The organism is Halorubrum wangae (assembly GCF_051194135.1).
Classification (GTDB): domain Archaea; phylum Halobacteriota; class Halobacteria; order Halobacteriales; family Haloferacaceae; genus Halorubrum.
The window spans coordinates 361,539-386,583 of the sequence record NZ_JBLZNH010000001.1 but is presented as its reverse complement, the minus strand read 5'-3'; the positions used below and the strand labels follow the sequence as shown (position 1 = coordinate 386,583).

At 66.7% G+C, this 25,045-nt stretch carries 17 protein-coding genes and 1 tRNA gene; 6 read left to right on the top strand and 12 right to left on the bottom strand.

Annotated elements, in window-relative coordinates; genetic code table 11:
* Positions 1-27: 27 nt before the first annotated feature.
* Complete coding sequence (locus tag ACNS84_RS01965; RefSeq protein ID WP_435073164.1) at positions 28-3,801, bottom strand: ATPase, T2SS/T4P/T4SS family; 3,774 nt, start codon at positions 3,799-3,801, stop codon at positions 28-30.
* Positions 3,802-3,980: 179 nt separating this feature from the next.
* Between ACNS84_RS01965 and ACNS84_RS01960 the strand changes: the two genes are divergently transcribed.
* Entirely contained in the window at positions 3,981-4,613 is a 633-nt protein-coding gene (locus tag ACNS84_RS01960) for a DUF1405 domain-containing protein (RefSeq protein ID WP_435073776.1), read from the top strand.
* Positions 4,614-4,695: 82 nt separating this feature from the next.
* Here the strand turns inward: ACNS84_RS01960 and ACNS84_RS01955 are convergent.
* Both ACNS84_RS01955 and ACNS84_RS01950 read right to left on the bottom strand, forming a co-directional pair.
* Positions 4,696-4,768: transfer RNA gene (locus ACNS84_RS01955), tRNA-Arg, on the bottom strand.
* Between the two features lie 53 nt (positions 4,769-4,821).
* Positions 4,822-5,130, bottom strand: coding sequence for a Sec-independent protein translocase subunit TatA/TatB (locus tag ACNS84_RS01950; protein WP_435073163.1), 309 nt, complete (start codon positions 5,128-5,130; stop codon positions 4,822-4,824).
* A 157-nt stretch (positions 5,131-5,287) separates the two neighbouring features.
* On the opposite strand from ACNS84_RS01950, the gene ACNS84_RS01945 reads away from it, so the two are divergent.
* Positions 5,288-5,758, top strand: a complete 471-nt coding sequence (locus ACNS84_RS01945) for a redoxin domain-containing protein (RefSeq protein ID WP_435073162.1) — start codon at positions 5,288-5,290, stop codon at positions 5,756-5,758.
* Between the two features lie 29 nt (positions 5,759-5,787).
* Here ACNS84_RS01945 and ACNS84_RS01940 read toward each other — a convergent pair whose 3' ends face one another.
* The 5 genes from ACNS84_RS01940 to ACNS84_RS01920 form a co-directional block, all read right to left on the bottom strand.
* Positions 5,788-7,821 carry an AMP-binding protein gene (locus ACNS84_RS01940; RefSeq protein WP_435073161.1) on the bottom strand — a complete coding sequence of 678 codons (2,034 nt, stop codon included), beginning with the start codon at positions 7,819-7,821 and terminating at the stop codon, positions 5,788-5,790.
* A gap of 51 nt (positions 7,822-7,872) precedes the next feature.
* A complete protein-coding gene (locus tag ACNS84_RS01935) occupies positions 7,873-8,253 on the bottom strand; it encodes a hypothetical protein (RefSeq protein WP_435073160.1) in 381 nt (126 codons plus the stop codon).
* Between the two features lie 126 nt (positions 8,254-8,379).
* A complete protein-coding gene (gene gyrA, locus ACNS84_RS01930; protein ID WP_435073159.1) occupies positions 8,380-10,917 on the bottom strand; it encodes a DNA gyrase subunit A in 2,538 nt (845 codons plus the stop codon).
* The gene (gyrB, locus tag ACNS84_RS01925; protein ID WP_435073158.1) at positions 10,914-12,854 is read right to left on the bottom strand and encodes a DNA topoisomerase (ATP-hydrolyzing) subunit B; all 1,941 of its coding nucleotides are present in this window, start codon (positions 12,852-12,854) and stop codon (positions 10,914-10,916) included. The genes gyrA and gyrB overlap by 4 nt, the downstream gene beginning before the upstream one ends.
* Before the next feature lie 150 nt (positions 12,855-13,004).
* Positions 13,005-13,967, bottom strand: a complete 963-nt coding sequence (locus ACNS84_RS01920; protein ID WP_435073157.1) for a hypothetical protein — start codon at positions 13,965-13,967, stop codon at positions 13,005-13,007.
* 128 nt (positions 13,968-14,095) lie between these two features.
* Here ACNS84_RS01920 and ACNS84_RS01915 point away from each other — a divergent pair, with 128 nt between their 5' ends.
* Complete coding sequence (locus ACNS84_RS01915) at positions 14,096-15,307, top strand: iron-containing alcohol dehydrogenase family protein (RefSeq protein WP_435073156.1); 1,212 nt, start codon at positions 14,096-14,098, stop codon at positions 15,305-15,307.
* Positions 15,308-15,393: 86 nt separating this feature from the next.
* Here ACNS84_RS01915 and ACNS84_RS01910 read toward each other — a convergent pair whose 3' ends face one another.
* Positions 15,394-16,635, bottom strand: a complete 1,242-nt coding sequence (locus tag ACNS84_RS01910; protein ID WP_435073155.1) for a carboxypeptidase regulatory-like domain-containing protein — start codon at positions 16,633-16,635, stop codon at positions 15,394-15,396.
* Positions 16,636-16,843: 208 nt separating this feature from the next.
* Between ACNS84_RS01910 and ileS the strand changes: the two genes are divergently transcribed.
* A complete protein-coding gene (ileS, locus tag ACNS84_RS01905; protein WP_435073154.1) occupies positions 16,844-19,996 on the top strand; it encodes an isoleucine--tRNA ligase in 3,153 nt (1,050 codons plus the stop codon).
* Between the two features lie 135 nt (positions 19,997-20,131).
* Positions 20,132-20,602, top strand: coding sequence for a GNAT family N-acetyltransferase (locus tag ACNS84_RS01900; RefSeq protein WP_435073153.1), 471 nt, complete (start codon positions 20,132-20,134; stop codon positions 20,600-20,602).
* A gap of 63 nt (positions 20,603-20,665) precedes the next feature.
* Here the strand turns inward: ACNS84_RS01900 and lrpA1 are convergent, their stop codons facing one another.
* The 3 genes from lrpA1 to ACNS84_RS01885 form a co-directional block, all read right to left on the bottom strand.
* On the bottom strand, positions 20,666-21,094 hold the full coding sequence (lrpA1, locus tag ACNS84_RS01895) for an HTH-type transcriptional regulator LrpA1 (protein ID WP_435073152.1): 429 nt from the start codon (positions 21,092-21,094) through the stop codon (positions 20,666-20,668).
* Positions 21,095-21,201: 107 nt separating this feature from the next.
* A complete protein-coding gene (locus ACNS84_RS01890; protein WP_435073151.1) occupies positions 21,202-22,140 on the bottom strand; it encodes a thiamine pyrophosphate-dependent enzyme in 939 nt (312 codons plus the stop codon).
* Positions 22,141-22,143: 3 nt separating this feature from the next.
* Positions 22,144-24,039, bottom strand: coding sequence for a 2-oxoacid:acceptor oxidoreductase subunit alpha (locus ACNS84_RS01885; protein WP_435073150.1), 1,896 nt, complete (start codon positions 24,037-24,039; stop codon positions 22,144-22,146).
* 172 nt (positions 24,040-24,211) lie between these two features.
* Here ACNS84_RS01885 and dph5 point away from each other — a divergent pair, with 172 nt between their 5' ends.
* Positions 24,212-25,009 (top strand): diphthine synthase, encoded by a 798-nt coding sequence (dph5, locus tag ACNS84_RS01880; RefSeq protein WP_435073149.1) that lies wholly within the window; start codon positions 24,212-24,214, stop codon positions 25,007-25,009.
* Positions 25,010-25,045: the final 36 nt, after the last annotated feature.

Below are 25,045 nucleotides of genomic sequence, written 5' to 3'. Positions count from 1 at the left end.
GCGACCCACCTCCGCGCTGTCACGGCGCTATCCCTCCTCCGGGGACTCGACCGCACCGAACCCCCAGTCGCCGATGTCGTCGTCCTCATCGTCGCTGTCGTCGCCATCCTCATCGTCGCCATCCTCATCGTCGCCATCGTCGCTTCCCACTGCCCACTCGTCGCTGCCCACTGCCCACTCGTCCTCGTCCGGCTCCTCGCCGTTGTCACTGTCTCCCCCGCCCTCACTGTCGCTGCCCGCGTCGCGGTCGTCCTCACCGCTTTCGTCGCTTTCATCGCTCTCGTCACGGCCGTCACCGTCGCCGGGGTCGAAGGGGGCATCTTCGGTCGGCTCCAACACGTCGACACCCTCGTCGAACGGCTCGTCGAAGTCGATGTGGCTGTCTTCGGCGACCACGTCGGTCGCTTCACCAAACCCGTCGGCATCGGCTTCGACGCTCGCGTCACCGTTCGTCTTCGTGGATCCGGGGGTCTCATCCGCCTCCTCGCCGTCCGCGGTCGGTACGTGTCCCGCTCCGTTGCCCGCCGGATCGCCGGTTTCCACGCCGTCCACCACCGACCCATCGGGCTCGACCTCGTCTGCCACCGGATCGCCCGCTTCCACGTCGTCTCGCTCCGGGACAGCAGCCTCGACGTCGTCTTGCTCCCCGTCGACCTCGGGAGGCTCAGGGCCGAGCGGCTCGGGGTAGAGCGCCTTGGCCTCGCGGGCCGTCTCCGCGAGCGTCTCTTTGGGGACGTCGGGCGACGCCTCGATATCCGGCACGGGAGCCAAGTTGATCAGCGCGTCGGAGACGGACTCCGGCATCTGACCGCGGTACTCCGCGAACATGTCTTCGGCGTCGGCGAGGATCCGTTCGACTTCGTCTCGACCCGCCTCGTCCGGGTCGGGACGGGGGACCATCTCCTCTTTGTCGCGGTCGACGTTGATCAGCACGGACTCCATTTCCCGGAGGTCCTCCAGCGAGCGCTCCAACTGCTCGTTGGCCATCAGCGCGAGCACCGTCTCGGGGTCGTTGATGAACGCCTGGAACGTCGCGGCAACCTGCGCGTAGCTGTTGAGCCCGCGGTCGATGAGGTACGCCAACACGACCCGGCGCTTCTGGAGTTCATCGTTCAGAACCGATCGACTCCACCCGCGGTCGAACATGATGTCTTCGAGGGTGTTCGAATCGCCCATCTGGAGGAACTCGTCCGTCTCCGCCTGCCACTGGAACACGTCTTGGACGTTGATCTCGTCGTTTTCGGCGTCGTAGTGGTTGATCTCGGTCAGCGACTTGTTCCGACGCACCTTCTTCCCCTGCACCCGAGTCGAGGTCTGGACGGAAACCAAGTCGAGGGCCGTGAACATCGTCTTCGAGACGTTGATCGGCTCCGTGGTGAACCGCTTGAGCACCTCGCCGACCGTGTCGGCGTGGAACGTCGTGTACGTGGTGTGTCCGGTCGACATCACCTGGAAGGCGGTCCGTCCCTCTTCGCCGCGGATCTCGCCCATCACGATGTAGTCGGGTCGCTGGCGGAGGGCGGCCTCCAGCAGATTGAACTCGTCGATGTCGCCCTTGTCGTCGTCGGAGAAGGAGGGACGGGTGACGGAGGCGATCCAGTTGCGCTGGGGGAGTTCGACCTCACGGGTGTCCTCGATGGAGACGATCTTTGCGTTCGAGGGGATGAAGAGTGAAACCGCGTTCAGGCTGGTCGTCTTTCCCGAGGCGGTGCCGCCGGCGAAGATCAGGCTCTTGTGGTTCTCGATGGAGAGCCACAGGAAGGCCATCTCGTCGAGCGAGAACGTCTTCCAGTTGATCAGGTCGATCGGCGTAAAGGGGACGTCGTTGAACTGCCGGATGGTGTAGTTCGTCCCGTGGTCGGACACCTCGCGGCCCAGCGTGAGCTGGGCGCGGGAGCCGTCCGGGAGGGTCGCGTCCACCTGCGGGCGCCGCTTCGAGATCCCCTTCCCGGACCGCTGGGCGAGTTTCACGACGAAGTCGTCCAGTTCGTCGGTCTCGTGGTAGACGTTGGTGATGATCTGCTCGTAGTCGGAGTGGTAGACGAAGACGGGGGAGTTGTACCCGTCACAGGAGATGTCCTCCACGTTGATGTCGTACTTGATCGGATCGATACGCTCGTAGCCGATGAAGTCCCGCTTGAGGTAGTACAGCAGCTTCTCGACCTGATGGGTCGACAGCGTCTCCGAGTCCTCCTCCAGCACCGCCGGTTCGGGCCGCGCGAGGATCTTCGCCGGGGCCGATTCCGACGCCGGCTCGGTCGGGGGCTCGTAGCCCAGCGACTCCGTGATCCGAGCGGCGATCCCTTCCGTGAGGTCGAACCCGAACCGATCGACCATGTCGTCGACGAGGTCGTCGACCACTCCGCGGTCGTCCTCCTCGCGCTCGTAGAGGTCGTACCGATCGAGAAGCGTGAGCGTCTCGTCGACGATCACCGTCTTGCGGAACTCCTCGTCGCCGCCCGCGATCGACTCGTCGGCGTACTTGATAGCCGTCCGGAGCTTGCCGGTCAGGAACTCGACGAGATCGATCTCGATCTGGGTTCGGTACGGCTGGACGGCGTAGTACTTCACCTCGTTCTCCTTCGTGGAGCGGAACACGATGATGAACGCGTACGGCTTGTTCACCCAGTACCGCTCGATCTCTCGAAAGTGAGTCTTCTTCGGCATCGGCACCGCCTTCTCCAAGTCGTACCGGTTCGCGAGGGTGGTGTCCCCGGCGGCGGTCGAGAAGAACTCGTCCTCGTCGACCTCGGGGTTTACGTTCACCGTGCGTTCCTCGACCACGTCGGCGAGTTCGGCCGCGGCGCCGCCGCCCGCGCCCAACAGGTCCTCGGTTCGGTCGGGATCGAATCCCAACGCCTCCGTCTTGTCCTCGTGAGTGAACTTGAGCGGCTCGTCCTCCTCGTCGGTCGGCGGGTTCCCCTCCTCGTCGAGGAAGTACTCGTCGCGGTAGTCGTCCCACGTGTAGTACCCCTTGAGCACCGGAACCTCGTAGAGGTTGTACCGGGCAGAACACAGGTCCCAGAGGACGTCACCGACGGCCGCGGCCGCCCCGACCCGGTACGCGGTCTCCGACGGGTCGAACCCGAGGAAGTCGCTCGGGTCGATATCGACACGTTCCCACTCCTCGTCGGTCGGCGCGCGTCGCGGTACCGTTTCGACGTCGCCCGCAGCGACGGCGACCGTCCCGGAAAGCCCCCCGTCGTCGACCACGAACGGAGGTTCTTCGTCGTTCGTGTCGTCCGGTTCGTCGATTTCGACCGGCTCGTCGCCCTCATCCGGCTCCGCGGTCGCTTCCGATTCAGCAGTGTCGATCGCCGGTTTCCCGTCGTCAACCTCGGCCGCCCCGTCGTCGTCGGACTCCGCTTCCGGCTCGTCCGTATCCTCCTCGAACGCCCCGGAGTCCACCGCCGCCGTCGACGTCCCGTCGTTCACGACCGCGTCGCCGTCGAGGACGACGTGGCCGTCACCGACGACGAGGGTGCCCGCGTCAGGGGTTCCGTGTCCGGAAACCGGCGTCTCACCGTCGGCCACGAAGGCCTCGTCGACGCCGGGCGCGCGTATCACGCGGTCCGCACCGTCCTCGGCGTGTGCGGCGACGGCGCTCGCCGGAACTGCCGGCGCGTCGCCGATGTCCGCGTAGAGGGCCTCCGCAGCCTCGGAGAGGTCGCGATCGGTCAGGAACGATCGCCAGGAGTATCGCCCGCGCGTGACGGGTGCGACGGACGGATCGGACGCCGTCGACGCTTCGCCCGCGTCCTCGGGCGATTGCGGCGAGCGCTCGGCGTCCTCTGTTGCCATACATCCGCTGATGGTGCCACCCTTAAAAAAGGTGTCTCGCAAAACACCGGCTCTGATAATCGCTCACCGAGAGGGCGGTTTTTACCGTTCGCGACCGAAGCGCCGCCGTGACGACACCGGACGACGAATCGACGCTCCGCGCCCTCGGTCGCCTCCGGCAACCGGCCGTGCGCCGCCGAGTGCGCGCGGCGGTCGCCGAAGAGCTGCTCGGGACACCGTTGAGTCTCGGCATCGTGCTCGCGTTCGTCGCGTTCATGTTCGCGGTCGGCGTCGCCTACTACGCGCCGACCGCGGGAGAGGTTCCGGTCCCGCTGTGGCCGCTGTACGCGGACTCGGCGGTCGCGGTCGCGCTCGGCGGGGGCGTCCTCCTGACGCTCGTCCCCGCGGTTCGAGCGGGCGGGAGCGTCGTCGCTGACGCCCCGACATCGCGAGCATTGGCGTACCTCCACACGCTCGCGTTCGTCTGGCTGCTCACGTTCGGCCTCTGGCCGCTGGTCTCGCTGAACCTCGCGTTCTCGCAGTACGTCGCCGCCCCCGACGCGTGGGTGTACTACTGGGGCGTGCTCGGCACGCACCTCTGTTTCGTCGGACTCGCGCTGTTGTTCCCGGCGTTCGGGCGGACGACTCGCGGCGCGTTGGCGCTCGCGCTCGCGCTCGGCGTCGGCAACGTCGCGCTCGATTACGGACTGGGCTATCACCCGCCCCTGTTATATGAGCCGGGTCTGCCGTTGGCCGGCGCGACCCTCGTGATCGTCGTCGGAGCCGTGTGGCTCGCGTGGCGGTCGTTCCCGCGGTTGGGCGAAGGAAGCTGAAAACGAACGGGCGCGGTGGGATTCTCACGAGCGAACGGAGTGAGAAAAGATCGGCCGTACTCGCAACTCATATCGGTCGATACGGGCACGGCGGGATTCGAACCCGCGATCGAGAGGTTAGGAACCTCTCGCCCTGTCCGCTAGGCCACGTGCCCACAGCGGTCGGAGAAAACGTCGCGGCGGAGATCGGTCGGTGTCGCGGAGTCGTCTACGCGCTCTTCTCTTTCTCGGCTTCGAGGTCTTCGAGTTCCTCTTCTTTCTCGTCGACCGTCGAGTCGGACTCGGTCATCGTGTTGGGTTCGACCGCCGAGTCGTCGTCGCTCTCGCCGTCCTGCATCTGCTTCAGTTCGTCCTCGACCTCTTCGCGCCCCTTCTTGAACTCGCCCATCGCTTGGCCGGTCGACCGGGCGAGCTTCGGGATCTTGTTCGCTCCGAACAGAAGGACCAGCACGAGCAGTATAATGAGGAGCTCCGGGCCCGCCGGAATACCGCCGATCAGTGGAATCGCGCTTATCATTTCTATTACCGGGTAACCATCTGGCGATTATAGTCTTTTTGCCTTGGTGAGCGCGGTCCCCGGCCGTAGCGGGACGACGCGGCGAGAATCCCGCCGTCACGAACGCGCGGGCAATGATCGTCGAAACCGTCATACGCTCGGGGGACGACCGGAGGATATGACCGATGTTGGCGACGACGCCCCGGATTTCACCGGATCGATCGTAGACGGAAATATCGAACCGTTCGGGTTGGCAGACCGTCTCGGCGACGAGCCTGTCGTGCTCGCCTTCTTCCCGGCGGCCTTCTCGAACACCTGCACCGACGAGATGGAGGCGTTCCGCGACGAGTTCGACCACAGCGACTGCACGCTGTTGGGCGTGAGCACCGACCTCCCGCACGCGCTCGCCGCCTACCGAACGCAGTACGAACTGCCGTTCGCGCTCGTCGCCGATCCCGGCCACCGCGCGATCGAGGCGTACGACGTCATCGAGTCGTTCGATCACTACGGGGTCGACACGGTCGCGCAACGGGCCGTCTTCGTGATCGACGGCGACGGTGTCGTGACGTACCGCTGGCTCGCGGAGAACGCCGGGCAGGAACCGGACTACGACGCGCTCGCCGATGCAGTGGCCGAAGCCGACTCGTAACTCGATCCGGGAATCTGTGCGCTCGAGCGTTAGCTCGGGTCGCGGAGGGCCGCTAACGCCTCCGGGTTCTCCATCGACGAGAGGTCACCGGGATCCTCGTCGCTGTACACGGACTCGATTGCGCGCCGGATGATCTTCCCGGACTGCGTCTTCGGGAAGGCGTCGACAAACAGGAGCTCTCGCGGCCTGAACGGCTTCCCGTGTTCGTCGCCCACGAGCGCTCGTAGCTCATCGCGGAGCGCGTCGCTCGGCTCGACGCCCGGTTCGAGGACGACGTACGCGACCACCGCGGTTCCGGTGGTGTCGTCCGGGACACCCACCGCGGCCGCCTGGTTGACGGCGTCGTGGTCGATGAGCACTCCCTCTATCTCGGCCGGTCCGACCTTCCGGCCGGCGACGTTCAGGGCGTCGTCGGCCCGACCGTGCAGGAACCAGAAGCCGTCCGCGTCTCGCTGCGCGAAGTCGCCGTGGTCCCACAGGTCCTCCCACGTCGACCAGTACTCCTCGAGATAGCGCTCGTCGCCGGACCACAGCGACTTCGTCATCGACGGACAGGAGTCGCGGGCGACGAGGTAGCCGCGTTCGCCCGCGTCTCTCACAGACTCGCCGCTCTCGTCGACGATGTCGATATCCATCCCCAGCCCCGGACCCCCGAGCGTGCACGGTTTGAGGGGTTGGTTCGGCATCGGCATCAGGAAACAGCCGCATATCTCGGTGCCGCCGGAGATGTTGATTATGGGGCAGTCGCCACCGCCGACCGCGTCGTAGAACCAGCGCCACGACTCCGGGTCCCACGGCTCGCCGGTCGAGCCCAAGATCCGCAGGCTCGACAGGTCGTGTCCCTCGACCCACTCGTCCCCGTGCTTACGGAGCGCGCGGATCGCGGTGGGTGAGATGCCGAACTGCGTGATTCCGTGCCGGTCGATAAGCTCCCAGAAGCGGTCGGGCTCGGGGTGATCCGGCGCACCCTCGTACATCACGACCGACCCGCCGAACGCGTGGTTGCCGATCAGCGTCCACGGCCCCATCATCCACCCGATGTCGGAGACCCAGAAGAACCGATCAGCGGGCTTCTGGTCGAAGCCGAAGTGGATCTCTTTCGCGCACTGCATGAGGACGCCCGCGTGGGTGTGAACGATCCCCTTCGGTTCGCCCGTCGTTCCCGATGAGTACAACAGCATGGACTCCTGGTCGCTGGGGAGCCGCTTCGACTCGTAGTCGGTCGACTGCGACCCGATCGCGTCGTCCCACGTGACGTCGCGACCGGCGTCCCACGGCACCGGATCGGCGGCCGCGGCGCCGGACTGCTCCGGCGCGCTCGCCGGAGTCGCGCCCAACCGGTCGTACACCACCGCGTGCTCGACGTGCCCCGCCTCTGCGATCGCCTCGTCGGCGGTCGGCTTTAGCCGGACCTCGCTCCCCCGCCGATAGAACCCGTCACCCGTGAAGAGGACGGACGGTTCGGCGTCGCCGATCCGAGTCGCCGTCGCCTCGGTGCCGAACCCGGAGAAGATCGGCACCGCGATCGCACCGACCTTCAGGCAGCCGTAGAGGATCGAGACGACCTCGGGAACCATCGGCATATATAAGCCGACCGTGTCTCCGGTCTCGACGCCGACGGACTCCAAGTAGTTGGCGACGCGGTTGGTCTGCCGGGCCAGATCGTGGAAGGTGATCTCGCGCACGTCGCCCGGTTCCCCCTCCCAGATCAGCGCGACCCTGTTTCGATTTGGCGAGTCGACCGCGGCGTGGCGGTCGACGACGTTGTGCGCGACGTTGATCTCGCCGCCGGGGTACCAGTCGGTGAACTGCGGCCCGTCAGTGTCGTCTCGGACCGCGTCGTACTCGGTGTAGAAATCGATGTCGAGGTAGTCGACGATGGCGTCCCAGAACCAGTCGACGCCGGAGGCCGGCTCGCCCTCGACCTCGGTCGTCGTTCGTTCGATCAGCGCCTCGTAGTCGTCGATCCCGTACTCGCGCATGAACGCGGCGACGTTCGTCGACTCGGCGAACGCCGCCGTTGGCTCGTGTACGACCTCGTCTATTCCCTCGTACTCGTCCATCTTATCTGGCCGTTTTCGCGGTGACCGTAAGTAATTTTCCTGAAATTTGCGCTATCGCGGGTCGACGCACTCGCCGGCGACCGCGACGGTGCCGGCGTCGACGGCGACGGTTCCGTCGTACAGCGCGCAGACACCGGCGTCCCACGCGAGCCGCCCCTCCCAATCGGCTCCGGTGACCGTGACCTCGTGGCGACCGCTCCCGCCGACGGTCGCCTCGAAAGCCCGGGCGACGCCGGGGTCGACGCGGTCGGTCGCCGACTCGTACGTCGTCCCGTCGTCGCCGCGCACGACGACCTCCACGTCGACGGCGGCGTCGCCGTCGTTACGAACCGTCAGGTCGAGTCGCCCGGGATCCGGATTGCCGACACCGAGACAGCCGGTGGCGGCCGTCGCGCTCGCGACGGTCGCGGCGAGGAGACGGCGTCTATCCATGTGGGCGGATGAGGGGCACGGAACTTTAATCCCGCACACGAGACCGTTCGGGCGCGTCGCAAAAACAGAGTCGTTCGGTCAGCGCGGTCTCGTTACCGGTCCGTGCGTTCGGCGTCCGACCGGTCGTTAGTCCACGTTGGCTTCAGCCGGTCCGTCCTCCGCCACGTCAGCATCGTCCGCCGCAACCGCGTCGCCCTCGACCGACTCAACGGCGTGGGTCGCCTCGGGGACGATATCCACGGATGCGACTTCGTCGTCCGCGTCCAGATTCATCACGATGACGCCCATCGTGTTGCGACTGACCGTGGAGATCTCCTCGACCCGGGTCCGCATGATCTGGCCGTCGCCGCTCATCGCGAGCAGGTGGTCGCCGTAGGTGACCGCCTCGATGGCGACGACCTCACCGTTCCGGTCGCCAGTCTTGATGTCTATCAGCCCCTTCCCGTTGCGGGACTGCAGACGGTACTCGTCCAGGTCGGAGCGCTTCCCGTAACCGTTCTCCGTGACAGTGAGCACCCAGTTGTGGTACTCGTCGTCGATGGCGGCCACGCCGGCGACGGCGTCCCCCTCGCGGAGGTCGATTCCGATGACGCCGCGAGCGGTCCGGCCCATCGCGCGTGCCTCCGATTCGTCGAAGCGGATCGCCATCCCGTGGCAGCTGCCGATGACAATGTCGGTGTCGCCGTCGGTCACCTCGACGTCGACGAGTTCGTCGCCGTCCTCCAGCCGGATCGCGCGGATACCCGTCGACATGATGTTCCCGAACTGGTTGACGGCGGTCCGCTTGATGTACCCGTCGCGGGTGACCATCGTCAGGAACTCGTCTTCGTCGAGGTCGTCGGTGTTCACCACCGCCTCTATCTCCTCGCCGTCGCCCAGATCGAGGAGGTTGACCGCCGACTTCCCCCGAGCCGTTCGGGACATCTCCGGGATTTCGTAGGTCTTCAACTCGTAGATTTGGCCGCGGTTGGTGAAGACGAGCAGGTAGTCGTGGGAGTTGGCGGCGAATACTGAGGAGACGCGGTCGCCCTCCTTCAGACCGGTGCCAATGATCCCCTTCCCGCCGCGGTTCTGCGCCTTGAACGTCTCAAGCGGCATCCGCTTGATGTAGTCGTCCTCGCTCATCACGACGACGCACTCCTCTTCCGGGATGAGGTCCTCGTGAGTGACGTTACCGGCGTCCTCGATGAAGCTCGTCCGGCGCTCGTCGCCGTACTCCTCTTTCATCTCCCGCAGTTCGTCGACGATCACGGCGTCGAGCTCGTCGGGGTTGGCGAGGATTATCTCCAGCCGCTCGATCCGGGCCGTGACGTCCTCGTACTCTTCCTCGATCTCCTGGGTCTCCATCGAGGTGAGCGAGCCGAGCTGCATCCGGACGATGTGGGCCGCCTGCGCCTCGCTGAACTCGTACTCCGCCTCGAGCGCTGCCTTCGCGGCGTCGCGGTCGTCGGAGTTCTGGATCGTTTCGACCACGTCGTCGACCTGTTCGAGCGCCTTCAGGCGCCCTTCGAGGATGTGTGCGCGGTCCTCACGCTCGGCGAGCTCGTGCTCGGAGCGCCGACGCACCACCTCGCGGCGGTGTTCGACGTAGTGACGGAGTGTCTCTTTTAAATCCAGCACCTGCGGTGAGCCGTCGACTAAGGCGAGATTGATGACGCCGAAGGTGCGTTCGAGGTGACTCTCCAGTAGCTGGTTCTTGACGACCTCCGCCATCGCGTCGCGCTTGAGTTCGACGACGATGCGCATCCCGTCACGGTCTGACTCGTCGCGGAGGTCGCGGATCCCCTCTATCGAGCCCTCGTTGACGTCCTCGGCGATCCGCTCGACGAGTCGCGCCTTGTTCTGCTGGAAGGGGAGCTCCGAGATGATGATCCGGCCCTCCTCCTCGTCGACCTCGAACTCGGCGCGGACTCGGACGCGACCGCGGCCCGTCTTGTACGCCTTGTGGACCGCGTTCCGGCCGACGATGTTCGCGCCGGTCGGGAAGTCTGGCCCCTTGACGTGCTCCATCAGGTCCTCGACGGTCGCGTCGGGGTTTTCGATCAGCTCGACCGTCGCGTCGACGACTTCGCGGAGGTTGTGCGGCGGGATGTTGGTCGACATCCCGACCGCGATCCCCGAAGACCCGTTGATGAGCAGGTGCGGGACCGCCGAGGGCAACACCTCGGGCTCCTCTAAGCGGTCGTCGTAGTTGGAAGTGAAATCGACCGTATCGCGATCGATGTCGGCCAGTAGCTCCTCGGCGATGGGGGCCATCCGGGCCTCCGTGTACCGCATCGCGGCCGGCGGGTCGCCGTCGACGGAGCCGAAGTTCCCCTGTCCGTCGACGAGCGGGTACCGCATCGAGAAGTCCTGAGCCATCCGCGCGAGCGTGTCGTAGATGGCGCTGTCGCCGTGCGGGTGGTAGTCACCCATCGTCTCGCCGACGATGGAGGAGGACTTCCGGTGCGAGGAGTTGCTCGTGACGCCCGCCTGGTGCATCGCGTAGAGGATGCGCCGGTGGACGGGTTTGAGCCCGTCGCGGACGTCGGGGAGCGCGCGGCCAGCGATGACCGACATCGCGTAGTCGATGTACGACTGCTCCATCTCGTCCTCGATGCGCGCGTTCGTCACCTGCGCGGCGCGGACGTCGCCGGCGTCGACATCGGGAGCGTCGGAGCTCATATGTCCACCCACTCGGCCTCGGTCGCGTGCTCCTTGATGAACTGCTTGCGCGGCTCGACCGCGTCGCCCATCAGCACGTTGAACATGCGGTCCGCCGCGGCGGCGTCGTCGATGTTAATCTGCTTGAGGATCCGGTTCTCCGGGTCCATCGTCGTGTCCCAGAGCTGGTCGGGGTTCATCTCACCGAGGCCCTTGAACCGCTGGACCTGGTCCGGGTTGCCGTCGCACTTCTCCTCGACGATCCGGTCGCGCTCCTCCTCCGTCATCGCGTCGTACGTCTCGCCGCGGTAGCGGACGCGGTAGAGGGGGGGCTGTGCCGCGTAGACGTAGCCCGCTTCGAGCAGCGGCTTCATGTGGCGGTACAGGAGCGTGAGCAGCAGCGTCCGGATGTGCGCGCCGTCGACGTCGGCGTCGGTCATCAGGATGATCTTGTTGTACCGGACGTCCTCGATGTCGAACTCCTCGCCGATCCCCGCGCCGATCGCAGTGATCAGCGCGCGGATCTCGTTGTTCTCCAGAATGCGGTCGAGACGGTGTTTCTCGACGTTGAGGATCTTGCCTTTCAGCGGAAGGATGGCCTGATTCTCGCGGTTGCGGCCCTGCTTGGCCGAGCCGCCCGCCGAGTCGCCCTCGACGACGAACAGCTCCGCCTCCGCGGGGTCGCGCGTCTGGCAGTCGGCGAGCTTGCCGGGCAACGCCGTCGACTCCAGCGCGGACTTCCGTCGAGTAAGCTCCTCGGCCTTCTTCGCGGCCTTTCTCGCCCGCGCGGCCTCGGCGGCCTTGTGAACGACCTTCCGAGCGGTGTCGGGGTTTTCCTCGAAGAAGGTGCCGAGCTTCTCGTGCGTCGCGGACTCGACGATGCCGCGGACTTCGCTGTTGCCGAGCTTCGTCTTCGTCTGTCCCTCAAACTGCGGGTCGGGGTGTTTCACCGAGATGACCGCTGTGAGGCCTTCGCGAACGTCCTCTCCCTTGAGGTTCGCGTCGAGGTCGTCGACGAGGCCGTGCTCGTTGGCGTAGTCGTTGACGGTCCGGGTCAGGGCCGTCTTGAAGCCGGTGAGGTGGGTCCCTCCCTCGCGGGTGTTGATGTTGTTCGCGAACGCGTGAACGGAGCCCTGCAGCTCCTCGGTCGCCTGCATCGCGACCTCGACGTGGATGTCCGCGTCCTCGTCCGCGAAGTAGATAACATCCTCGTGGATCGGAGTGCGGGCCTCGTTGAGATACGCGACGAACTCGCGGATGCCGCCGTCGTAGCGGAACGTCTGCTCCTCGCCCACGTCCGAGGCGTCGGCGTCCGCCTCGCGCTCGTCGACGAGCGTAATGGCGACGCCGGAGTTGAGAAAGGCCAGCTCGCGGAGTCGGCTCGCGAGCGTCGAGAACTCGAACTCGTCGGTCTCGAAGATGTCGCCGTCGGGCCAGAATCGAATGTACGTCCCGGTCTCCTCGCCGTCGTCCATATCGCGGACGCGCTCGAATCCGCCCTCGACGGGCTCACCGCGGGCGAACTCGTGGCGGTAGACGCCGCCGTCTCGCTTCACCTCGACTTCCAGCCGCTCGGAGAGCGCGTTGACCACACTGACGCCGACGCCGTGGAGCCCCCCCGAGACCTGGTACGACTTAGAGTCGAACTTCCCGCCGGCGTGGAGGACGGTCATGATCACTTCGAGCGCCGGCCGGTCGTACTTCTCGTGAGTGTCGACGGGAATCCCCCGCCCGTCGTCACTGACGCTGACGGAGCCGTCGTCGTGAATCGTGACCGAGATATCGTCGCAGTGGCCCGCAAGTGCCTCGTCGATAGAGTTGTCAACGACTTCGTAGACGAGATGGTGTAATCCGCGGCCGTCCGTGGACCCGATATACATCGCCGGACGCTTACGGACGGCCTGCAGGCCTTCGAGGACCTGTATCTGGCCGGCTCCGTATTCGCTCTGCTCTGACATAGAACTTACCGAATTTAGTCGGGGACGGGTTATAAAGCCGACGCACGCGCGCGGGCGTGAGACTCGACGCGAGAGAGCGGGCCCGGCGCCGACAGAGAGAGCACGGTATGCGCCGACGGAAGCCCGACGTACTCTCCGTCCGCGAGACCGTTACTGCCTCCCGCTCGCGCCGCCGTGGCCCCCCGCTCGACGGTCGTCGAGGAACGTTCGCGCGCGCTCGACGACGGATGCGCGGAAACGGGCGGCGTCGACCCCGTCCGGGCCGGAATTTCCGGTCCCGAACCGAAGGGAGGTCTCCCGTGCGACCGCCTCGGTCACCCGGTCCGCGAGCGCGTCGACCGTCGCCGGCTCGCCGCGTCGTTCGAGGCTCGCAACGATCCGTTCGAACCGCTCTTTCCCGGCGTGTGTTGCCACGAGTTCGTCGGGGTCGGTTGCGCCACCGGACCCGCCGTCGGCCGAGTCACCGCTCTCCGGGCGGTCGTCGTCTCCGTCGCCGGTCGTCTCCCTCGCGATCCGCCCGCGCCCACCGCGTTTGTTCCGGACGACGACTCCCGCCGCCGGGCCGGCGCGCCACGCCGACGTCGGCACCTCGTACCGATCGGGGTCAAAATCGCGGGCGTTCACCTCGCGTGCCACCGCGTTGACCGGGTCGAGGCCGACCCCTTCGAAGATCGCCGCGACGGCGTCGGGCGGTCGGAACCCATCGTCCGTCGTTCCGGTGTCTGCCTCGTCTGCGCCACTCACCCGGACGTCGGTCCCGAGAAACGGCGGGATGCGGTCCCAGTCGTAGTCGGTCCCGCGGCGGTGGGTCGCGACGCCGAAGAACGTCACGCCGGCGGGGTCGTCGACAGCGCGCCGGAGCGCCTCCCGGTCAAACCGGTCTCGGACGTGGCGGACCGCGGACCGGAGCGCGAACGGGATAGCGTCGGCGTCGGCGTACGTCGCTTCCGGACCGCCGAATCGGAGGAGTCCGGACTCGTCCATCCGGAATCGGAGGCCGCTCCCGTCGATCAGTTCGAGAAGCCAAAGGTGCCCTTCGAGGACGTCGTCGGGCACCTCATGATCGTCGAGGTCGGGGAGCGGCGGGAAGCGGCGCATGGTGTGTCGGTCCATCGACCGTGTCTGCGTCTCCGACCCGCAGCGGGTTGGCTCTTGGGGACCGGTGCGAGCCGAACCGGCCGTCCGTCCGGCAGACCACCCCGCCCACAGCTACAAGCGGCCGCCCGACGTACGGACTCGCAATGTTACCGATCGCGGACGCCTTCGAATACGAGTACCACGGCTGTGATATCCTGTACGGACGCGGTCGTACGAGCGATCTGAGCGCGATTCTCGGCGATCGGAGACTCGACAACGCACTACTCGTCTGCGGCTCCAACGTGGGCGCCAACGACGATCTGATGGATCCGATCCGCGAGGGGCTCGGCGAGCGTCTCGCGGGCGTCTTCGACGGGACGACGCCCGACAAACACGTCGAAACCGCGTACGATCTCCTCGACAAGCGAGCCGAGGTCGGCGCGGACGTCCTCGTCGCTGTCGGCGGGGGCAGCAGTCTCGACGTCGCCCGACAGGCGACGATGCTCGACGTCGATGGGCGCGACCTCGCCGACCTCCGCGCCGACGCGGCCGACGGGCCCGACGCGCTCGGGTCGCTCGCGCCCGGAACCGATCCCGAGATTCCGCTCGCGGTGATCCCGACGACGTTCGCCGGCGCCGACGTCTCGACGGGCGGATCTCTGGAAGTGCTGTCGGCCGACGCGTCGCCGACCGGACAGCCGATGACCGTCAGCGGCAGCAGGGCTATGCCGATCGTTGACCTGGCCGACCCGGCGCTGTTCGAGACGACACCCCGCTCGGCGCTGGCGGGGTCGGCGATGAATGGGTTCGACAAAGGGATCGAGACGCCGTACGCGCGGGACGCGACCCCGGTGAGCGACGCGACCGCGATCCACGGCCTTCGGCTCCTGTCCGATGCGCTCCCGCGGGTCGCCGGGGACCGGGCGAGCAGCGAGGCCGCGATGGATCGAGCCGTGGTCGGCACGCTACTGGTCCAACTCAACCGTCGGATCTCGGTGATCCACGCGTTCGGCCACGGGTTCGCGCGCCGCTACGACGTCCAGCAGGGCGATATCCACGCGATTGTCGCGCCGCACGTCCTCGCGTACCTCTTCGACGAGGTCGACGCGAGCCGCCGGGCGCTTGCCAACGGACTCGGTGTCGACGTTGAGGGTCGCGGGGACGAGGCGATCGCCGAGGACGTCGTCGCGGCCGTCGCCGCGGTCCGTGACGCGCTGCCGGTCCCCGGACGCCTCCGAGACGTTCCGGCGGCCGACCAGGAGGATTTCCCGGCGATCGCCGAGTACATCGCCGACGACTGGAGCATGGATCGCGCGCCGGCGGGACTGGACGCGACGCCCGAGGCCATCGAGGGCGTGCTGCGCGCGGCGTGGTAGCAACAGAACGGGACCGCGTCCGACCAACCTGATCCCGGACCAAGCCACGCCGGTCTGGCCCGGAACTGTACTACGGAACTCCGCGCTCAGCCACTGCGACGCCGGCCTGCGACGGCGGCCGCGGCGAGGAGCGCGAGGAGTGTGGCGACGACGCCGAAGCCGGGCGCGCCGTCGTCCGTGTTCGCCGAACCGTCCGTGTCGTTCGATTCGTTGGGGTCCGGATCGGCCTCATCCGCGGTCTCGACGCCCTCGACCGTCACCGGATCGGACTCGACGGACCCGTCCTGCGCGACGATCGTCCGGTCGCCGGCGGAGGAGATCGGCACGTCGATCTCCCCGCGGTCGTCGGTTTCCCCGACCTCGTCGCCGTCGACGGTGACCGACGCGCCGGCCACCCGCTCGCCGTAGGCGTTCCGCACCGTCACCCGAGTCGTCTCGCCGACGAGGACGCGATCGTTCGCCGACGTGACGGAGAGCGCCTGGGCCCGCTGGGCTGAGACATTCGTGGATATCGCGGACTCCCGCACCTTGACCCGCTTGGGAGTGGCGTCGTAGTCATCTTTGACAACCTGCACCGTGTACTCCGCGTTGACGGGTACGTTGAGTGAGGCCATCCCTTCGGTCACGCTTACTTCGCCGTCGTACACCGAGGAGGATACCCGAACCGACCCGTTGTCGATCGGTTGGGGCGGTTCGAAGTGGTCGTCGAAGGTTCGGACGTCGAGCGTCACGGTCCCTCGCTGGATTTCGACCGTCACCTCGGTGCTCAGCGATACCGTCACCTCGCGCTCAGTCTCGTAGTAGCCGGGCTTCACGACGGCAATCTCGTACGTGCCCCGCTCGAGGCGGGCCGTCTCGTAGCTGCCGTCCGAGTCGGTCTCGCCGCGGTCGATCGATCGGCCGTCCTCGCGAACGGTCACGGTGGCGTCGGCCTGCGACCGGTTCTGATCGTCGAGCACCGTCACGGTCGCCGTGCCGCTCCGGGAGACCTCGAGTGCGATCTCCGATTCGCTCGCGCTGTCGACCTGAACCGGCCTGTTCCGGATGTAGGTGTCGTCGTCCACGTTCAACTCGACGCTCGATCCCTCCGGCACGTCGAGGAGGACGTTCCCGTTGCTCGCCGTCGTCCCCGATGCGGTCCCTGTGTCTCCCGAGTCGGTTTCCCACGCCGCCTCGACCGTCACACCGCCTACGGCGTCACCGTTCTGATCGGTGACCTCGACGGTGAGCGTCACCGGATCTTCCTCTTGGCCGACGGCACCGCCGGTAGCGGCGACGGCAAGCAGTAGGACCGCAACGGTGACGAGAGTCAATCGTGCGACGTTCATGTATGCAACAAATACCCCGCCGGCCATATATTGGTATGGATCAATTACCGGAAACGATACTGAGATCCCCGAGTCTACCGATCAAAGTGGGTTCCCCCTCGTTTACCGACGGCATCGATCGCATCTGACTCACCCTCGACGCACGACTCATTCCTGCCCTCGGCCCCGACTCCGCCGTATTCAAATACGCGCGCGCAGACCAACGCACATGGAGCAGATCGACGACCAGTACGCGCCCGCGGACGTCGAGTCGGCGGTCGACGAGTACTGGGACGACGTCAACGCGTACGAGTCGGCCAAGGAGGCACACGCCGACGACCCGCCCTTCTTCTTCGTGGACGGGCCGCCGTACACCTCCGGACAGATGCACCTCGGCACGGCGTGGAACAAGACGCTGAAGGACGCGATCATCCGCCACAAGCGGATGACCGGTCACCGCGTCACCGACCGCCCGGGGTACGACATGCACGGGCTTCCGATCGAGGTGAAAGTCGAGGAGGAGCTCGGCTTCGAGAACAAGCGAGACATCGAGGCGTACGGTATGGAAGAGTTCATCGAGAAGTGCAAGGAGTTCGCCGTCACCAACCGCGCGGCGATGGACGAGGACTTCAAATCCATCGGCGTCTGGATGGACTGGGACGACCCCTACGAGACCATCGACCCCGAGTACATGGAAGCCGCGTGGTGGGCGTTCTCGAACGTCGCCGATAACGGACTCGTCGAGCAGGGGAAACGCTCCATCTCGCAGTGTCCGCGCTGTGAGACCGGGCTCGCCAACAACGAGGTCGAGTACGAGGACGTCGAGGATCCGTCCATTTACGTGAAGTTCCCGCTCGCCGACCGCGAAGGGAGCCTCGTCATCTGGACGACGACGCCGTGGACGATCCCCGCGAACACGTTCGTCGCCGTCGACAAGGACCTCACGTACAACGCCGTCCGCGCCGAGAAGGACGGCGAGAGCGAACTCATCTACGTCGCCGCCGACTGCGTCGAGGCCGTCCTTCAGGAGGGCCGCTACGAGGAGTTCGAAATCGAGGCCGAGCTGACGGGCGAGGAGCTCGTCGGCTGGGCGTACGACCACCCCCTCGCCGACCGCCTTGCCGAGTATCCCGACTTCGAGGGCGCCGGGCAGGTGTACGACGCCGACTACGTGGAGGCCGACCGCACCGGGCTCGTTCACTCCGCGCCGGGCCACGGGGAGGAGGACTTCCACCGCGGCAGTGAGCTTGGGCTCGATATCTACTGCCCCGTCGCGCCGAACGGTGAGTTCACCGAGGCCGCCGGCGAGTACGCGGGACAGTTCGTGCGCGACGCCAACGACGACATCGTCGACGACTTGGTCGCCGACGGGCACATGCTCGCGCACGGCACCGTCGACCACAGCTACGGTCACTGCTGGCGCTGTGACACCGGGATCATCCAACTGGTCACCGACCAGTGGTTCATCTCGATCACGGACGTCAAAGACGAGCTCCTCGACAACATGGAGCACTCCGAGTGGCACCCGCAGTGGGCGCGGGATAACCGCTTCCGCGACTTCATCGAGGACGCGCCGGACTGGAACGTTTCCCGGCAGCGCTACTGGGGCATCCCGATCCCGATCTGGGTACCCGAGGACGCCGAGGCCGGCAACCTCGACGAGGACATGATCGTTGTCGGCACCCGCGAGGAGCTCGCCGAGCGCGTCGAAGAGGACATCGACCCCGCGGCGATCGACCTCCACCGCCCCGCCGTCGACGACCTGACCATCGTCGAGGACGGCACCACGTACCGCCGCGTCGAGGACGTGTTCGACGTGTGGCTCGACTCGTCGGTCGCAAGCTGGGGCACGCTCGGCTACCCGTCCGAGGAGGAGGCCCACGACGAGCTGTGGCCGGCCGACCTCATCGTCGAGGCGCACGACCAGACCCGCGGCTGGTTCTGGTCGCAGCTCGGGATGGGAACCGCCGCTGTCGGCGAGATTCCCTACGAAGAAGTGTTGATGCACGGGTTCGCCAACGACGAGAACGGCCGCAAGATGTCGAAGTCGGTCGGCAACATCGTCACTCCGGAGGAGGCAATCGACCGCGCCGGTCGCGATCCGCTCCGCACCTACCTGCTCAGCCACGACCAGCAGGGGGTCGACCTCGCGTTCGAGTGGGACGGGCTCGGCGAGCTACAGGGGAAGCTCAACATCCTCTGGAACGTGTTCCGCTTCCCGCTGGAGTACATGGAGCTCGACGGCTACGACCCGGCCGAGGCGAGCCTCGACGAGGGCGAACTGGAGCTCGTCGACGAGTGGGTGCTCTCCCGGCTCCAGTCCGTCGAGACCGAGGTGACCGAGGCGTGGGCCGACTACCGCGTCAGCGACGCGGTCAACGCCGTCATCGAGTTCGTCACGCAGGACGTCTCGCGGTTCTACGTGAAGGCGGTCCGCGACCGAATGTGGGAGGAGGCGGACTCCGCCTCGAAGCGCGGCGCGTACGCGACGCTCGCGACGGTCCTCGACGAGGTGATCCGACTGCTCGCACCGATCGCGCCGTACCTGACCGAGCGGATGTACCAGACGCTCGACGGCGAGGCTGCGACCGTCCACCAGCTCGACTACCCCGAGCCGGACGACGACCTTCGCGACCCCGAGCTGGAGCGCGACGTGGCCGTTCTCCGCAACGTCGAGGAGGCCGCGGCGAACGCCCGCCAGCAGGCTGGCCGGAAGCTCCGGTGGCCCGTGCCGCGGGTCGTCGTCGAGAGCGACGACGACGAGGTGACGGCCGCGGTAGAGCGCCTCGCCGACCTCATCGGTGAACGCGTCAACGCCCGCGAGGTGACCGTCACCGAAGCGTTCGACGAACTCGTCGAGACGGCCGAACCGGAGATGGCCGAGATCGGTCCCGCGTTCGGCGCCGACGCGCAGCAGGTGATGGAGGCGGTACGGGGCGCGACCCGCGCGGCGGTCGAGGGAGACGGGGTAACGATCGACGGTGAGCCGGTCGACCTCGACGACGCGATGGTCGAGTACGTCGCCGAACCCCCCGAAGGCGTCTCCGGTGTCGACTTCGAGGGCGGCACCGTCTACGTCGACACCTCTCTGACTCCCGAAATCGAGTCCGAGGGGTACGCTCGTGACGTGATCCGCCGGATCCAAGAGATGCGTAAAGAGCTCGACCTGGACGTCGAGGCACGAATCCGCGTGGGGGTCGCCGTCGACGACGACCGAATCGCCGGCTTCGTCGACGAGCACGCAGACCTGATCGCCGGCGAGGTCCGCGCCGACGAGTGGCTCGACGACCCGCACGACGCCGACGACGGTCCGGACGGGCTCGTCGAGGCGTGGGACGTCGAGGACGTCGTCGTCACGATCGGGATCGAGCCGGTCGCGTAATCCGAGAGTCGATCGCCGCGCCGACGCCCCGCACTCCGGTTGCGTCGGCGATCGAGACGGTTCTTTACCTGCCGCGACTGTGCGAATCATCCCCGTCCCGAAACCTATACGTGCGTTCTTTACTCACGGTCGACTATGCATGTCCGGGCGGCGCGACCCGACGACGCGGAGGCGTTACGGACGGCGGTCTCGCGGGCTCGCGAGGCCAGCGTGTTCGACGACCTCGGATCGCCTCTCTTGGACGTGTCCGCCGCCGGCGTCCGCGAGGCCGCCGCCGAGGCGGAGTGGTCCTTCCTGATGGAGGGCGACGACGGCCCCGTCGGCGTCGCCATCGCGCACCCGGACGCCGAGGGGTCGGAGGCGGAGCTGCTCGCGCTGTGGGTCCACCCGACGCACGCCGGGGAGGGCGTCGCCAAAGAACTGCTCTCGCGTATCGCTTCCTCGATACCCGACCGCGGCGTCGACACGCTGCGGGCGAGCGTCCCCGCCGACAGCCCCGGTGCACAGGAGTTCTTCGCCATGCACGGGTTCTCTCGGCGCGGGACCCGCCGTAGCCCCGGCGGTGACGAGGCGATCGTCACCGCCGACGTGAGCAGGCTTCGGTGACGCCGTTCGCTGGGGCTGTCGGCGGAGAGACTGTCTGAGCACGTCGAAGCCGACCGCCCGGCCTCACTTCAGACGCTCTTGGAGGAAAGAGGGATGTGCGGCGGTGACGCCGTCGATCGCCAGCAGCTTCTCGGAGATGACGTCACCGAGTTCGTCGCCGTCGCCGGCGCGGACCTCGGCCATCAGCATGTGATCGCCTGACGAGGTGTACAGCGCCTGGATCTCGTCGAGTTCCTTCAGCGCGCGGGTCGCGCCCACGTACTCGCCGGAATCGACGTCCATTCCCACAATCGCGATCGACTGCGACGAGAGCTTCTTCGGGTCGATCTCCGCCGAGTACCCCACGATCACGCCCCGCTCCTCCAGGCGGTCGATGTACTTCCGCACCGTCGGCTTCGAGACCTCGGCGCGTTCTGCGATCTCCGCGCAGGAGGCTTGCGCGTCCTCCTCTAACACCGACAAGATCCGTTCCTCAGTCGATACCGTACTCATGAGTATCGCTTTGTCACCACGGAAAAAATACCTTGCGAATCAAAAAACGAGACGAACAGACAGCGAACCGAGGGAGAATTGACCGCGAACTCCCGTCTCGGGACGCGTCAGGCGTGCTTGTCGAGGAACTGGTCGTGCGAGCGCTCCCACTCGTACTCGTCGTCCCAGTATCGCTCGGCCAGCGGCTCATCGGGCATTTCGCCGATCGTGCGCTTCTCCTGGCCGTAAGACGGGCGGTCCTCGTCGACGTAGTACCGGCCGGTAAGCACCTTGCCCTCGTGCAGCGACTCCTCGGTCTCGCGCATCATCTCTGCGGCCTCGACGCGGTCCGTCGGGTCGAAGTCGTAGTCTTCGGACTCGTTGACGTCGATGTACGGCACGTACTGACGCGCGTCCTTGTTCCAGGTCGGACACTGGGTGAGGAAGTCGACGTGCGCAAAGCCGTCGTGTTCGATCGCCTCGATGATGATCTCCTTCGCCTGGTTCGGGTTGACAGCGGCCGTGCGGGCGACGTAGGAGGCGCCGGCGTTCAGCGACAACGAGAGCGGCTTGAGCGGCTCCTTGGCGCTCCCGTGTGGCTGCGTCTTCGACTTGTGTCCCTTCGGGCTGGTGGGCGAGGTCTGCCCCTTCGTGAGCCCGAAGATCTCGTTGTTGAAGACGATGTACGCCATGTCGTGGTTCTCCCGGGCCGTGTGGAGGAAGTGATTCCCACCGATCCCGTAGCCGTCGCCGTCACCGCCGGCGGCGATGACTTCGAGGCCGGGATTGGCGAGCTTCGCGGCGCGGGCCACGGGAAGCGAGCGCCCGTGGATCGTGTGGAACCCGTACGTGTCGAGGTAGCTGTTCAGCTTGCCTGAACAGCCGATTCCCGTACACAGCAGGGTCTCTTCGGGCGTCCGACCGACTTCCGGAAGCGCCTGCTTCAGCGCCTTCAGGACGCTGAAGTCACCACACCCCGGACACCATGTCGGCTGCGGTTCGACGCCGGGGGTGTACTCGTCACGGTCGATCTCGCGCTCCTCTCCAATTGCTGAAAACGTGCTCATTGGTTAATCACCTGCGGCTGGGACGAAGGTAGTCTGATGGTCGGACGCGTCGCCGTCGCCCTCGACGATGGCGGCCTCGAACCCGTCGACGATCTCCGCCGGTTCGAACGGGTTCCCGTTGTACTTCAGCAGGCTCGACAGCTTCTCGCCGTAGCGGCCGAGGTTCTTCTGGACGAGCCCGCGGAACTGTCCCGAGGCGGTCATCTCGACGACGAGCACCTCGTCGACGCTCTCGACGAACGCCTCGACCTGTTCGGTCGGGAACGGGAGCATGTCGGAGACGCCGTACGACTTCACCGAGATACCGGCGTCGTTGAGGCGTCCGACGGCCTCCTCAACGGTGCCCTGCTGGCTTCCGAACGTGAGGATGCCGTACTGGGCGTCGTCGGGGCCGGCGTACGAACCCGTGTCGACCGTGTCGAGGTCGGCGCGGATCGCCTCCAGCTTCTGGGTCCGTCGGTCGATCTGCGCGACGCGGTTGTCCGGCGACTCGTTGATGTGGCCGGCCGGGCCGTGCTCGTTACCGGTCGCGAGGAAACGACCGCCCTTCTGCCCGGGGATCGAGCGCGGGGAGACGCCGTCGTCGACCTCGTGCTGGAACCGGTGGAACTTCCCGTCGGGCGAGTGCGGCTCCTCGGCCAGCGCGTCCTCGCTCAGGGTCTTCCCGAGCGTCGGGTTCGGCTCGCGGTCGAAGTGGCTCTTGGGGACGTTCGTCAGCTCGCCGCCGAGCTTCTGGTCGTACAGGAGGATCGACGGAATCTGGTACTCGTAGGCCAGTCGGAAGGCGATCCGCGACTGCTCATACGCCTCCTCGACTGTCCCCGGCGCGAGGACGACGCGCTGGGAGTCGCCCTGCGAGGTGTACAGGACGTGTTCGAGGTCGGACTGCTCCGGCTTCGTCGGCATCCCGGTCGAGGGACCGGCGCGCATGGCTTCGACGAGGACGACGGGCGTCTCCGTCATCTCCGCCAGTCCGAGCGGCTCCGACATGAGGGCGAACCCGCCGCCGGAAGAGCCGGACATGGCCTTGACACCCGCGTGAGAAGCGCCGACCGCGAGCGCCGCCGCCGCGATCTCGTCTTCGACCTGTTCGGAGATCCCGCCCAGCTTCGGCAGGTTCTGCGTCATGATCGTGAACACCTCGGTCCACGGCGTCATGGGGTAGCCGGCGATGAACCGGCAGCCCTCGTCGATGGCGCCGTACGCGATGGCGTCCGAGCCGGACATGAGCAGCTGCGTCTCCTCGTGCTCGCCGGTTGGGACCGAGACGTCGGGTGCGTCGATGTCGTACTCCTCGCGTACCTGGTTGTACGCCGTCTCCAGGATCTCGAGGTTCGGATCGAGGATCTTCTCCGGCATCGCGTCGCGCATGAGGTCCTCGACGTGGTCGAGTTCCATGCCGGTCAGCGCGCAGGTGGCGCCCACGCCGGCGGTGTTGCGCATGACCTCTCGACCCATGTCGCGGGCGAGCCCGCGGAGGTCGAGGGGGTAGACGTGCCAATTGTTCTCCTCGACTCGCTCGTCGAAGTTCGGAATCTCGGCCGTGTCGAGAAGCCCCTCGTCGTAGACGATGACGCCGCCCTCGCGGAGTTCGTCGAGATTCTCCGAGAGCGGTTTGATCTCTTCGTTTCCGTAGAGTGCGTCCTCCTGCGGGTTCCGTGCGAACGAGTCGCCGAGCGCCAGCAGGAAGTTGTACCCGTCGCCGCGGGACGTCACCGGGTCCGCGGACGCGCGGATCTCGGTGTACGTGTGGCCGCCGCGGATACGAGACGGATAGTGGCGATGCGTGAACACGTTAAGCCCCGATCGCATCAAGGCTTTTGCGAAGTTCTGGCTCGTCGAAGCGATCCCGTCACCGGATCCCCCCGAAATCCGCCAGATGAGTTCTTCGTCAGTCATAGTGATATGTGAGCCCGTGAGGGCCTCGTGCATGATGCTTGTGGTGGTTACCTCTTAGGGCTTGCTATGGAATCACAAGGAACAATAATGAAAGACATGTAGGGCGGTGCCAAAAACGGGCCGGGGGGCGCGGTTCCGCGTCCTTTTATCCGCCGCCCGCCAGTCGATGGATATGCTCACGTTCATCGGGCTCGGTCTCTACGACGAGCGCTCGGTCACCGTCGAGGGGAGCGAGGCCCTGCGCGCCGCCGATCGCGTCTTCGCCGAGTTCTACACCAGCAGGCTCGTCGGTGCCGACGTCGACGCGCTGGAGTCGTACCACGGAACCGATATCGAGGTCCGTCCCCGCGAGGGGGTCGAGCAGGACCCGGAGGCGATCCTCTCGGCCGCCGAGGACGGCGACGTCGCCTTCTGTACCGCCGGCGACACGATGATCTCAACGACCCACACGGACCTCCGGCTGCGCGCCGAAGCGCGCGGAATCGAAACCCGCGTGATCCACGGCGTGACCGCTCAGTCGGCCGCCTCGAGCCTTACCGGCCTTCAGAACTACCGGTTCGGAAAGGCGACGACGCTCCCCTTCCCGTACGCCCACGGCGGCGACGACGTCCCGACGAGCGTGATCGAAACGATCGAGGCGAATCGAGAGCGGGGGCTCCACACCGTCGTCTACCTCGACATCAAAGTCGGGACCGGGCCGACCGGCGCCGACCCGGACCACGAGGAATACATGACCGCCGACGTCGCCGCCGGCCTCCTGGCCGACGGCTGGCGCGACGAACTCGCCGTCGTCGTCGCTCGCGCGGGATCGCCCGACGCGGTCGTCACCGCCGACCGGCTCAGCGCGCTGGCCGACCGATCGTTCGGAGACCCGCTCCACCTGCTCGTCATCCCCGGCGACCTCCATCACGTCGAAGCCGACGCGCTCACCGGGCTGGCCGGGGCACCGTCGGACCTCGTCGGCGAGTGATCCGCGGACGACCGGACGTTTGATACGATAGTCTCG

Excerpts from the sequence above, each read along its gene's own strand:
- ACNS84_RS01965 (WP_435073164.1), bottom strand. The coding sequence starts at position 3,801 with ATGGCAACAGAGGACGCCGAGCGCTCGCCGCAATCGCCCGAGGACGCG.
- ACNS84_RS01950 (WP_435073163.1), bottom strand. The coding sequence starts at position 5,130 with ATGATAAGCGCGATTCCACTGATCGGCGGTATTCCGGCGGGCCCGGAG.
- ACNS84_RS01945 (WP_435073162.1), top strand. The coding sequence starts at position 5,288 with ATGACCGATGTTGGCGACGACGCCCCGGATTTCACCGGATCGATCGTA.
- ACNS84_RS01940 (WP_435073161.1), bottom strand. The coding sequence starts at position 7,821 with ATGGACGAGTACGAGGGAATAGACGAGGTCGTACACGAGCCAACGGCG.
- ACNS84_RS01935 (WP_435073160.1), bottom strand. The coding sequence starts at position 8,253 with ATGGATAGACGCCGTCTCCTCGCCGCGACCGTCGCGAGCGCGACGGCC.
- gyrA (WP_435073159.1), bottom strand. The coding sequence starts at position 10,917 with ATGAGCTCCGACGCTCCCGATGTCGACGCCGGCGACGTCCGCGCCGCG.
- gyrB (WP_435073158.1), bottom strand. The coding sequence starts at position 12,854 with ATGTCAGAGCAGAGCGAATACGGAGCCGGCCAGATACAGGTCCTCGAA.
- ACNS84_RS01920 (WP_435073157.1), bottom strand. The coding sequence starts at position 13,967 with ATGGACCGACACACCATGCGCCGCTTCCCGCCGCTCCCCGACCTCGAC.
- ACNS84_RS01915 (WP_435073156.1), top strand. The coding sequence starts at position 14,096 with ATGTTACCGATCGCGGACGCCTTCGAATACGAGTACCACGGCTGTGAT.
- ACNS84_RS01910 (WP_435073155.1), bottom strand. The coding sequence starts at position 16,635 with ATGAACGTCGCACGATTGACTCTCGTCACCGTTGCGGTCCTACTGCTT.
- ileS (WP_435073154.1), top strand. The coding sequence starts at position 16,844 with ATGGAGCAGATCGACGACCAGTACGCGCCCGCGGACGTCGAGTCGGCG.
- ACNS84_RS01900 (WP_435073153.1), top strand. The coding sequence starts at position 20,132 with ATGCATGTCCGGGCGGCGCGACCCGACGACGCGGAGGCGTTACGGACG.
- lrpA1 (WP_435073152.1), bottom strand. The coding sequence starts at position 21,094 with ATGAGTACGGTATCGACTGAGGAACGGATCTTGTCGGTGTTAGAGGAG.
- ACNS84_RS01890 (WP_435073151.1), bottom strand. The coding sequence starts at position 22,140 with ATGAGCACGTTTTCAGCAATTGGAGAGGAGCGCGAGATCGACCGTGAC.
- ACNS84_RS01885 (WP_435073150.1), bottom strand. The coding sequence starts at position 24,039 with ATGACTGACGAAGAACTCATCTGGCGGATTTCGGGGGGATCCGGTGAC.
- dph5 (WP_435073149.1), top strand. The coding sequence starts at position 24,212 with ATGCTCACGTTCATCGGGCTCGGTCTCTACGACGAGCGCTCGGTCACC.